At 72.1% G+C, this 11,113-nt stretch carries 10 protein-coding genes; 7 read left to right on the forward strand and 3 right to left on the reverse strand.

Going from position 1 to position 11,113, the window contains the following annotated elements; translation table 11 throughout:
• The first annotated feature begins 37 nt into the window (after window positions 1–37).
• Complete coding sequence (locus tag ACFV6X_RS13175; RefSeq protein WP_385381899.1) at window positions 38–343, forward strand: hypothetical protein; 306 nt, start codon at window positions 38–40, stop codon at window positions 341–343.
• A 126-nt stretch (window positions 344–469) separates the two neighbouring features.
• On the opposite strand, the gene ACFV6X_RS13180 is transcribed toward ACFV6X_RS13175, so the two are convergent.
• A complete protein-coding gene (locus ACFV6X_RS13180) occupies window positions 470–1,528 on the reverse strand; it encodes an AI-2E family transporter (RefSeq protein ID WP_385382301.1) in 1,059 nt (352 codons plus the stop codon).
• Between the two features lie 120 nt (window positions 1,529–1,648).
• On the reverse strand, window positions 1,649–2,896 hold the full coding sequence (locus ACFV6X_RS13185) for an Ig-like domain-containing protein (protein WP_385381902.1): 1,248 nt from the start codon (window positions 2,894–2,896) through the stop codon (window positions 1,649–1,651).
• A 172-nt stretch (window positions 2,897–3,068) separates the two neighbouring features.
• Here ACFV6X_RS13185 and ACFV6X_RS13190 point away from each other — a divergent pair, with 172 nt between their 5' ends.
• From ACFV6X_RS13190 to ACFV6X_RS13215, 6 genes are all read left to right on the forward strand, one after another.
• Complete coding sequence (locus tag ACFV6X_RS13190; RefSeq protein ID WP_385381905.1) at window positions 3,069–4,265, forward strand: lipid II:glycine glycyltransferase FemX; 1,197 nt, start codon at window positions 3,069–3,071, stop codon at window positions 4,263–4,265.
• 233 nt (window positions 4,266–4,498) lie between these two features.
• A complete protein-coding gene (murJ, locus tag ACFV6X_RS13195) occupies window positions 4,499–6,052 on the forward strand; it encodes a murein biosynthesis integral membrane protein MurJ (protein ID WP_385382304.1) in 1,554 nt (517 codons plus the stop codon).
• 22 nt (window positions 6,053–6,074) lie between these two features.
• Window positions 6,075–6,758 (forward strand): response regulator, encoded by a 684-nt coding sequence (locus ACFV6X_RS13200; protein ID WP_385381908.1) that lies wholly within the window; start codon window positions 6,075–6,077, stop codon window positions 6,756–6,758.
• Between the two features lie 95 nt (window positions 6,759–6,853).
• Window positions 6,854–8,305 carry an ATP-binding protein gene (locus ACFV6X_RS13205; protein ID WP_385382306.1) on the forward strand — a complete coding sequence of 484 codons (1,452 nt, stop codon included), beginning with the start codon at window positions 6,854–6,856 and terminating at the stop codon, window positions 8,303–8,305.
• Complete coding sequence (locus tag ACFV6X_RS13210) at window positions 8,302–8,964, forward strand: hypothetical protein (protein ID WP_385381911.1); 663 nt, start codon at window positions 8,302–8,304, stop codon at window positions 8,962–8,964. Before ACFV6X_RS13205 ends, ACFV6X_RS13210 begins: the two co-directional genes overlap by 4 nt.
• Before the next feature lie 121 nt (window positions 8,965–9,085).
• A complete protein-coding gene (locus ACFV6X_RS13215; RefSeq protein WP_385382309.1) occupies window positions 9,086–10,522 on the forward strand; it encodes an alpha/beta hydrolase family protein in 1,437 nt (478 codons plus the stop codon).
• Between the two features lie 169 nt (window positions 10,523–10,691).
• Here the strand turns inward: ACFV6X_RS13215 and ACFV6X_RS13220 are convergent, their stop codons facing one another.
• Window positions 10,692–11,108, reverse strand: coding sequence for a transglycosylase SLT domain-containing protein (locus ACFV6X_RS13220; protein ID WP_385381914.1), 417 nt, complete (start codon window positions 11,106–11,108; stop codon window positions 10,692–10,694).
• Window positions 11,109–11,113 lie beyond the last annotated feature (5 nt).

Here is an 11,113-nt window from a genome sequence, read left to right on the forward strand (position 1 = left end):
GGGTGCGTTGACGTCGACACGAGGGAGAGGGACGGCCATGAGGACACTGGTGCTGGGAAGGACGCCCGCCAGGGTGACGGCGGTGCTGGCCACCCTGCGCGCGGACGGCTTCGACGCGGAGGGGGTGAGCACCGACGAGGAGGCCCGGAAGCTGCTGGAGACCGGGGAATTCGGGGTGCTGATCATCGGCGGGGGCGTGGGGCCGGAATCCCGCGCGGCGATCAAGGAGTTCGCCGCGGGGCACCAGGTGCGGCGGGTGATCGACGGCGCGCTGTCGGAGCCGTTCGACGCCTACGTACGGCGGGAGTTCGAGCCGCAGATCCGGGAGGCCGCCGAAGGGTGACAGCCACGGTCCGCCCGGCCGTCGGTCTGTCCGCCCGGCCGTCGGTCCGCTCGGCCGTCGGTCCGCTCGGCCGTCGGTCCCTCCGGTCAGTGGTCCGGGCGGACGGTGCGAGGACCGGCGGTACGCCTAGGCCTCCGCGCTCGTGGCCTCACGCAGCGTCGTGTACACCGACCAGATCACCGACACGAACGGCACCGCCACCACGGCCCCCACCACGCCCGCCGCGATCGCTCCCGCCACGACCGAGACGGCCACCACCAGCGGGTGCAGCCGGACGGCCCAGCTCATGACGAGGGGATGCAGGAGATGGCCCTCGATCTGGCCGATGACGACGATCAGTCCGAGGACCACGGCCGCCACCAGCGGTCCCTGGGAGGCGAGCGCCACGACCGTGGCCACCGCGAGGGCGATGGGTGAACCGATCAGGGGCACGAAGGCGGCGGCGAATTCGAGCAGGGCCAGGGGAACGGCCAGCGGTACGCCGAGCAGGGCCAGGGCCACACCGACGAGAATCGCGTTCGTCGCCGCCACCAGCACGATCCCCCGTGTGTAACCGGTGAAGCTGCGCCAGGCCGCCCGTCCGCCGAGTGTCACATGGGCCCGTACGGACGTCGGCAGCTGTTCGATCACCCAGGTCCATTGCCGGTGGCCCGACTGCAGGAAGAACACCGAGCAGAACAGCCCGAGGGCTACAGTGGTCAGGATCGACACCAGCCGTCTCGCGTTGCTCAGCGCCGTGCTCACGAGGTCGGAACGGTGAGTCGCGATGAACTCCGCGACCTTGTCCTGGATGTTCAGCGCGGCCACGTCCACGCGGAACGGCGGACGGCTGAGCCAGTCCTCGATCCGCCCGACGCCGTCCCGGAACTCGCTTACCAGCGTTGTGCTCTCTCCGGCCACCGCCTCGCCCACCAGCACCAGCACTCCCAGCGCCAGGACCGCGCTCCCGACGAGGGACGACGCGACGGCGAGCGGGCGCGGCATCACCCGCTCCAGCAGGTCGACGAGGGGACGCAGGAGCGCGGTGACGACCAGACCGAGGAAGACGGCGACGCCGATCTCGTGGAACTGTCCCAGTACGGCGAAGACCGCGTACACGACGGCGCCGACGGCGAGCAGGCGCCACGCGTATGCGGCGGTCCTGCGCAGGAGCGGGTACACCGAGGGCGAAGTGCCTGGCTGCATGAGCATGCGCTTCCCGCTCCCGCCTCCAGGCACCACGCCCTCGCCCCACGTTCGCCCGACGGGTCCAAGGAGAGGGGTGACGGCGCGAACACCCGCCCCACCCCTGCGCCCCACCCCGTCTCAGCTCAGCGCGCTCTTCCCCTGCCACTGCGCCCACGACACGTTCCACGCACCGAAGCCGTTCCCCGGCGCGACCACACCCTTCGTGTCCTTGCCCGTGATCTCGAACGGGTCGCCCGGCCGTACCTGTCCGTAGAACCAGGCCGCGTCCGCGTCGCTCATCCCTATGCAGCCCGAACTGCGGTTGTCGTTGCCGAAATAGCGGGCGTTCCACGGGGCGGCGTGGGCGTACATGCCCGACCAGGTCAGCCGCATCGAGTAGTCGACCATCTTGTTGTAGGCGTCGGCGAGGCCGACCGTCTCGGAGTTCATGTTGATCGTGCCCTCCTTGGCCATGAGGACGGCGGTTCCGCGCCAGGAGCGCTTGTCGCCGCCGGGCGTGCCACCGGAGACCGGGATGCGCCGCACGGTCCTGCCGTCGCGTACGAGCGTGAGCCGATGGTTGTCGAGGTCGACCTCGACGATCTGCCGGGCGCCGACGGTGAAGGTGGTCGTGTAGTCGCGCACGAACCAGCCGCCGTCCGTGCCCGAGTCGGTGCCGTTCAGTTCGGCGTCCAGAGTGACCTTGGTACCGGGTTTCCAGTACTCCTTCGGCCGCCAGTCCACCCGGTCCCTGCCCGACCAGTCGCGCATCCAGCCCCAGGAGCCCTCGGTGTCGTTCGAGGTGGTGATCCTGAGCTGCTTCTCGACCTCCGCCCGGTTCTTGACGGGGTTGTCGAAGACGAGCGAGATGGGCTGGGCGATACCGACGGTGGCGCCGGCGCCCGGCCGCCAGTCGACCTTGTTGACCTTGTCCGCCGGGGCCGTGGTGAACGAGGCCTCGGTCCTGCCCGCGGTACCGCCCACCGTCCGGGTCGCCGCCGTGACCGCGTACGCCGTGCCGGGCGCCGCCTTGCGGTCCGAGATCCATGACGTGCCGTCGCGGGCGACCTTGCCGGCGAGTCTGCGGCCCTCGCCGTCGGTGACGGTCACCGAGGTGAGACGGCCGTGCCGTGCGGTGACCGTCACGGGCTCGCCCGCCTTTGCCCGTTCTCCTGTGGGGGTGACGGTGACGGTGACCGGGCGGTCGTCGGCGGTCCTGGTCGCCCCGGTGTCCGAGGCGGTGGGAGAGCCACTCGAAGAGCAGGCGGCGAGCGGTGCCAGCAGCGCGGCCGCGACGGCAGCTTGTACCCGGGCGTGGGCGCGTACACGTGTGCGGTGCAACAGAACCTCCGTGACGGAACTGAACGAGCCTGGATCGGCGGACATTCGTGACTGTAGAGCCGGAAAACTCCAGGTCAGCGGCTACGGAGCTGTGTGACGACGACTGGTGACGAACGGTCATGGTCCGGTCACATTCACCGCTCGGGGCGGTCATGGGCCGCTGTGAGCATCTTGTGTGTCCCCGCGACAGGCCCGGGGAGAAGGAGAGGCTCAGACTGTGTCAGCGCTGCTTGTGCCGCCCGGCCGCCATGACCGAGAACGGAACCGGGACCTCGCCCTGGGACCCGTCACCGCCGAGGCCTACCGCGCCTTCCTCGCGTCCCCCGCAGGCGCGGCACTCGGCGCCGGCTTTCTCCAGTGCCCGTCCTGGGCCGGCGTCAAGGACGGCTGGCGCGCCCAGCTGGTCGGCTGGGGACCGGACCCCGACGCCGGTGAGCTGACCGGGGTCGCGCTGGTGCTGCTGCGGCAGTTCCCCGGCACCCGCAAGTACTTCGCCTACCTTCCCGAAGGCCCCGTCGTCGACTGGCGCGACCCGGACATCGACGGCTGGCTCACCCCCCTGTTGGAGCATCTGCGCCGGTTGGGCGCCTTCGCCGTCCGCATCGGCCCCTCGCCCGCGTACCGGCGCTGGGACGCCGCCCTGCTCAAGTCGCTCACCGGTCCGGGCCGGCGCCTGGCCGACGTCCTCGCCAGCGAGGTCGACCCGCTCGGCACCGCCGTCGCCGAGCGGCTGCGCGCCCGGGGCTGGCGCCGCTGCGGTGGTGACGGGACCGGGGACGACGGTGATGCCCAGCCCCGCCATGTCTTCCGGGTGCCGCTCGGCGGACGCACCACCGAGGACCTGTGGTCCGGGCTCAACCAGGAGTGGCGCCGCAACGTCCGGCGTGCCCGGAAGGAGGGCGTGGAGGTGATGGTGGGCAGCGCGGCCGAGCTTCCCGAGTTCTACCGGCTGCTGCGCGTCACCGAGGAGCGTGACGGTTTCCGGCTCGGCCGCTCGCTCGCGTACTACGAGCGTCAGTACCGGGCACTCAACGCGGAGGAGCCGGGCCGGATGAAGCTGTACCTCGCCCGGCACCGCGGGGAGATACTCGCCGCCCACACGATGATCACCGTGGGCGGCAGAGTCTGGTACCAGACCGGTGCCTCGGCCGACCACCGCCGCGAGGTCCGGCCCTCCAACGCCCTGCAGTGGCGGATGCTGCTGGACGCCCACGCCGTCGGCGCTGACGTCTACGACATGCGCGGGGTACCCTCCACTCTCGACCCTGACGAACGTGCGTACGGACTGCTGCGGTGGAAGCTCGGCACCGGCGGACAGGTCGTCGAGACGTTGGGGGAATGGGAGAGACCCTTGGGCGGCGCCGCCAACCAGACGCTTTACCGCGCCTTCCAGGCGTACCTGAACCGCCGATGAAGCGGACTACACGGGCGGCCGAGGGAACGGACAGCGGCGGTTCCGGTGCGGACCACACCAAGAGTGTCCCGCACACCGGCGCGGACGCCACCGTGCCCCGCGCCCGGCACGGCGAGCAGTCCATTGCAGGCGCAGGCGCAGGCGCAGGCGTCGTCGCCGATCCTGACAAGCCCGCCCCTCACACCCCCGGCGACGCGCCCGAGCCGCCCTCCGCGGCCCGCAGCAGCGCCGTCATGGCCGCCGGATCCATCGTGTCCCGGGCCACCGGATTCGCCCGGTCCGCCGTGGTCGCCGCGGCGCTCGGCACCATCGGGCCGACCGCCGACGGTTACGCGGTCGGCAACTCCCTGCCCACCATCGTCTACATGCTGCTCCTCGGCGGCGCCCTGAACGCCGTCTTCGTGCCGGAGCTGGTCAAGGCCGCCAAGGAGCACGCCGACGGCGGCGCCGCGTACACCGACCGGCTCGTCACCGTCTGCGTCGCCGCCCTGCTGGCGATCACCGCCGCCGCGGTGTGGGCGGCCCCCGCGATCGTCGGCCTGTACACCGACTACGTCGGCGAACAGGCGGCCATGACGATCGCGTTCGCCCGCTACTGCCTGCCCCAGATCTTCTTCCTCGGACTGTTCACGCTGCTCGGCCAGGTGCTCAACGCACGTGGCCGGTTCGGCGCGATGATGTGGGCGCCGGTCCTCAACAACCTCGTCGTCATGACCGTCTTCGGTCTGTATCTCGCGCTGGCCATGGGCGGCGGGGACAGGCTCACCGCGACCGAGACCGCGGTGCTCGGCTGGGGTACGACCGCGGGTATCGCCGTCCAGGCGCTCGCCCTGGTGCCCGCCCTGCGCGCGGCCCGCTTCCGCTGGCGGCCCCGCTTCGACTGGCGCGGCAGCGGACTGACCCGCCCGCTGCGGGCGGCCGGCTGGCTCGTGCTCCTGGTCCTGGCCAACCAGGCCGCCTACTGGGTCACGACCCGGCTGGCCACGAACGCGGGCGTCGAGGGCGGCCCCGGATTCAGCGCGTACAACAACGCGTATGCCCTGTGGGCCGTACCGCACGGCATCATCACGGTCTCCCTGGTGACGGCGCTGATGCCCCGGATGAGCGCCGCGGCCGCCGACGCGGACACCGCGGCCGTACGACGCGACGTCTCGCACGCCCTGCGCGCTTCCGCGTCCGCCGTCGTACCCGCCGCCTGCATGCTGTTCGCGCTCGCCCAGCCGGTGATGGCCCTCGTCTTCGGGTACGGCAGGACCAGCGCCGGCGACACGGCAGCCATGGCCGGGATCCTCATGGCCTTCGCGCCCGGACTCGTCGCCATGTCGGGCCAGTACGTCCTGTCGCGCACCTTCTACGCGCTCTCCGACACCCGTACGCCCTTCCTGCTCAACCTGGTGATCGTCGCCGTCAACGCGGGACTGTCCCTGGCCGCCGCCCAACTGCTGCCGGCCCGCTGGGCCGTGACAGGGATGGCGGCGGCGTACTCGCTGGCGCTGTGCGCGGGCTGGGCGGTGACGGCCCGGGTGCTGAGCCGGCGGCTCGCCGTCGCCCGGCCGCTGCGGTCGTCCGCCGCCGTCGCGCACGTACGGCTGCTCCTCGCCGCCGTGCCCGCCACCGTGCTGGGCCACCTGGCGGCCTTCGGCGCCGCACGGGCGGGGGCCCTGGCCGCCACGGCCGCCGGCGCGGCAGCCGTGGCCCTCACCTTCGCCCTGCTCGCCCGTCCGCTGCGCCTCACCGAACTCGACGCCCTGCTCTCCGGCCTGCGCCGGCGAGTCACCCGGTCCTGACCACCACCGAGGGAGACTGCTGATGCCCCGCGTGCTCCTCATCGAGGACGACCCCTCCGTACGCGAAGGAGTCGAACTCGGTCTGCGCCGCCGCGGCCACGAGGTACGGGCGGCCGCGACCGGCGAGGCCGGCCTCGCCGCGCTGATCGAGTTCCGCCCCGACCTGCTGTTGCTGGACCTGATGCTGCCCGGCATGAACGGCGTCCAGGTCTGCCGCCGGGTCCGCGAGAACAGCCAGCTGCCGATCATCATGCTCACCGCGCGCGGCGACGACTTCGACGTGGTCATCGGCCTGGAGGCCGGTGCCGACGACTACATCGTCAAGCCCGCCCGTACCGAGGTGATCGAGGCCCGCATCCGCGCCGTGCTGCGCCGTATCGAGGACGCCGGCCCGGGCCGTCCGTCCATCGAGGTCTACGGCGAGCTGGCCATCGACCGGGCCGGACTGACCGTCACCAAGGCCGGCAAGCGGCTGCCGCTGGCGCCCTCCGAGCTGAAACTCCTGCTGCACCTCTCCTCCGCCCCGGAGCAGGTGTTCAGCAGGCAGCAACTGCTGGAGCACGTCTGGGAGCACAGCTACCACGCCGACGCGCGCCTGGTCGACGCCTGCGTCAGGCGCCTCCGCAGCAAGATCGAGGACGAGGACGGCACCCCTCGCTACGTCCAGACCCTGCGGGGCTTCGGCTACCGCTTCGGACCGCTGTGATCACCGGACACGCACCCGGGCCCGGCGGTGGCGGGACGCCGGCCGGTGCGCAGGCGCCGGAGGTGCGGCGTCCGAGCCGGTCGCCGCTGCGGCGGATGCGGTCCTGGGCGTTCGGGCTGCGCGTGCGGCTGGTGCTGTCCTTCCTGCTGGTCGCCGCCGTCAGCGCCGGGACCACCGCCGCGCTGACCTACCGCGAGGCCCGTAGCGCCCTGCTGCAGACCGCCCAGGACACCGCGGTGTCGTCGTTCCGCGACCAGGTCCAGCAGACGGGCTGGGGACTGCCCGTGCAGCGGGAGGGCCTGGAGGAGGTTTTGCGCGACCTCGCCCGCAAGGGCAAACCACGCACCTGGGTGGTCTTCGCCGAGTACGGCTCGCTCCGCGCCTCCTCCGGCGAGAGCCCTGTCTCCACCGTCATCACGCCCGAGCTGCGCCGCGCCGCGCGGGCCAACCCCAACGGCAGCTTCGAGCGGGTCGTCAAGGACGGCGTCCCGTACCTCACCATCGCCATGCCCACGGTCTTCAAGGCGAGCCCCGACAGCGTGCTGCCCACCGGGCTCGTCCTCTACGCCGTCATGCGGATGACCGACGAGCAGGTCAACGTCGAGGCGCTGGTCACGGCCGCGCGGGACGGTGCCCTGCCCGGCCTCGCCGTCTCCTTGATACCCGGCCTGATCGCCTCGCGCAGCGTGCTGCGCCCCGTACGCAATCTGCGCCGGGCCGCCCAGAGCATGGGCAGCGGCAGGCTCGACACCCGGATCCCGGTGCGGGGCAGTGACGAACTGGCCGATCTGGCGCACACCTTCAACGAGTCCGCGGGCCAACTCGAACGCTCGGTGCAGGAACTGCGCGAGGCCGAGGCACGCGCCCGCCGCTTCGCCGCCGACGTCTCGCACGAACTGCGCACCCCGCTCGCCGGAATGCTCGCCGTCACCGAGGTCCTCGACGAGGACGCCGACGGGCTGGACGCCGACACCGCCCGCGCGGTCCGGCTGGTCAGCACCGAGACCGGAAAGCTCGCCGTGCTCGTCGAGGATCTGATGGAGATCTCCCGCTTCGACGCCCGCGCGGCCGAGCTGAACGCCGACGAGGTCGACGTCGCGGAGGCCCTCCGCAAGACCCTGCAGAGCCGGCAGTGGACCGACGGCCGGGTCCGCACCGAACTGCCCGATGGCATCCGCGCCCGGCTGGACCCGCGCCGCTTCGACGTCGTCGTCGCCAACCTCGTCGGCAACGCCCTGCGGCACGGCAGCGCGCCCGTCACCGTACGGCTGCGCAGCGAGGCGCGCCCCGAGGGCCCGCCCGTGCTGATCACCGAGGTCGCCGACAGCGGACCGGGGATCCGGCCGGAGGCGCTTCCGCACATCTTCGACCGCTTCTACAAGGCCGACGCCGCCCGTACCCGCTCGGCGGGCAGCGGCCTGGGACTGGCGATCACACGGGAGAACGTGAGGCTGCACGGCGGAACGATCCGTGCGGGGAACCTGCCCGGGGGCGGTGCCGTCTTCACTGTGGAGATACCGCTCCACGCGGAGGAGGCCGGCGGATGAGGGGTGCGCGAACGCGCCGACGCGCAGCAGCTGTCGCCGTGCCGGCGGCCGCGCTGCTGCTCGGTGGCTGCGGCATCCAGGAGACCGATGTCATCGCGGCGGGCAGTCCCGCCACCGTCCAGGCCTTCCTGAACCGCGACTCCGACATGCTGCTCTTCTTCCGCTCGCCCGACGGGGACCTGCTTCCCGTGCTGCGGACGACCAAGGCGGCCGGCGGGTTCGGCTCCGAATATCAGGACCTCTCCGGCGCGCAGCCTGGGCCCGCGGGGACGGAAGAGGCGGTTCTCGCGCTGCTCGGCGGCCCGGGGGAGAACGGCCGTGCCGCCGGACTCGGGACCTCACTTCCGCCTGCCGACCCCGGCGGGACCGTCACGGTCGAGGTCTCCCCGGGCGGCCTCGTCACCGCCGACGTGCCCGTCGCCCTGGGCGGACTGGACAGTACCGCACGGCGCCAGTTGATCTGCACGATCGCCTACAGCCAGGACGTCGACGGGCAGGTCACCGTCCGCCTGAGGGGACAGGACGCCGTGTCGGAGTCCGGCACCTGTGGCCTCGCCCCCGGCACCCTGCCCGACTCCGTGGAAATGCGGGCCCGGACAGCACCGCCCGACGCGACGGGCCAGTCGGACTCACCTGGTCCGGGCGGGAGAACACTATGAACGCAAAACCCAAGGTTGTGTTCCCGCACCTGGTCGCTTCATAGCATCACGGCTCGCGCTGTGAGGTAGGCGCCGAGCGACTAGGAGCGGCACAGTGGACCATCCAAGAACGGCCTTTCGCATCTTCCGGCAGTCGCGTGGCCCGGGGCGGCCCCGCCTGAGGCTGGTCGTGGGCCTCGCCGCGGCGGTGGCCGGCACCCTCGTGAACGTGCCCGCCGCCCAGGCGGAGGTGGCCCGGCCGGCCTCCGTCGCCTGTCCCTCCGGACTTGAGGACAAGGCCACTTGCTACACCGGGCAGGACGCGAACGGCGCCTACTACGCCATCGCCGTCCCCAAGCACTGGAACCGCTCGCTCGTCGTCCACGCCCACGGCGGACCCGACCTGGGCGACGGTTCCGACCCCGAGCGCAGCCTCGGTGACCTGGGTCGCTGGCAGGTCATGGTGGACCAGGGCTATGCCTGGGCCGGTTCGTCGTACCGCCGGGGTGGCTACGGCACCAGGATGGGCGCCATCGACACCGAGAACCTCCGCCGCCTGTTCGTAGGGGAGTTCGGCCGGCCGAAAAGGACGTATGTGCACGGCCAGTCCTGGGGCGGCGACGTGGCCGCCAAGGTGGCGGAGATGTACGGCAGTCGCGGAGGCCCCTACGACGGCGCGCTGCTCACCAACGGCGTCCTCGGCGGCGGCTCGCGCGGCTACGACTACCGGGTGGATCTGCGCGTGGTCTACCAGTACTACTGCGACAACCTGCCCCGTCCGAGCGAGCCGCGGTATCCGCTGTGGCAGGGGCTCCGCCCCGAGTCCACGCTGACGACCGCCGGCCTGCGCGCCCGGCTCCAGGAGTGCACCGGATACGAGTCCCCGCCGGCGGAACGTACCGCGCTCCAGCAGCGCAACCTGGACGACATCCTCGCCGTGACGCGGATCCCGGAACGCACGCTGGAGTCACATCTGCGCTTCGCCGTCTTCACCTTCCGGGACATCGTGCACAAGCGTCTCGGCGACCGCAATCCGTTCTCCAACCGGGGTGTGCGGTATTCCGGTTCGCACGACGACAAGGCGCTCAACGCCGGAGTCGAGCGGTTCTCCGCCGACCCCACGGCCGTCCGCGACCTGTCCTACGACAGTGACCTCACCGGACGGGTGGAGATTCCCGTTCTCACCCTCCACGTCATCGACGACCCCACGGCGTTCGTCGAGCACGAGGCCGCCTACCGCGACACCCTCGCCGGCGCCCACCGGGACAGGCACCTCGTGCAGACCTTCACGAACGAGCAGGAGCACAGCGAGCTGAGCGACTCCGAGTACGCCAACTCCCTGACGGCGCTCGACACCTGGGTGCGCACCGGCAGGAAGCCCACGCCGAGGTCGATCGCCGCCTCCTGCGCCGCGTTCGACCGCACCTACGGGACCGGCTGCTTCTACGACCCGGAGTTCCGGCCGTCTCCCTACGCCTCGCGTGTCAGGCCACGGCCGGGGGGCTGGAGCTGGCCGGCCATGACCGCCGCCCAGGAGAAGGCGTGGAGCCGCGTCGAGGGCGTGGGCATCGCCCCCTGACGCGGCCCTGGAGCCCCGCGGCCCGGGGGGGGGGGGGGCCCCCCGCCGCTTGGGGGGCTGGGTTCTCAGCACCAGCCGATGCTGTGGGTTCCAGGGAGCCGGCTGCGCGCGCCGGTGGCCGGCTGTGGCGGCTGTGCGGGCCCGAGGGAGGGGCTGAGGAGGGGTCGGCTCAGTACCAGCCGTTGGACTGCCAGAAGTTCCAGGCGCCGACCGGGCTGCCGTAGCGGGACTTCATGTAGTCCAGGCCCCACTCGATCTGGGTCTGGGCGTTGGTCTTCCAGTCCGAACCGGCGGTGGCCATCTTGTTGCCGGGCAGGGCCTGGACCAGGCCGTAGGCGCCGGAGGACGCGTTGGTGGCGTCGACGTCCCAGCCGCTCTCGTGCTCGACGATCTTGCTGAAGGCGTTGTACTGGGCGGCGTCCGGGATCATCTTCTTCGCGATCGCCTGGGCCTGGGAGGGGGAGGCGGCCGGCGCGGCGTGGGCCGGGGCGGCGGAGAGCGCCATGCCCGCGGCGGCAGCGGCGACGACGGCGCCGGTGAGGGCCTTCTTGGGGGCGGCGATGCGGCGGAGGACGGAGAGGGACACGGGCG

The organism is Streptomyces sp. NPDC059861 (assembly GCF_042731435.1).
Lineage (GTDB): Bacteria > Actinomycetota > Actinomycetes > Streptomycetales > Streptomycetaceae > Streptomyces.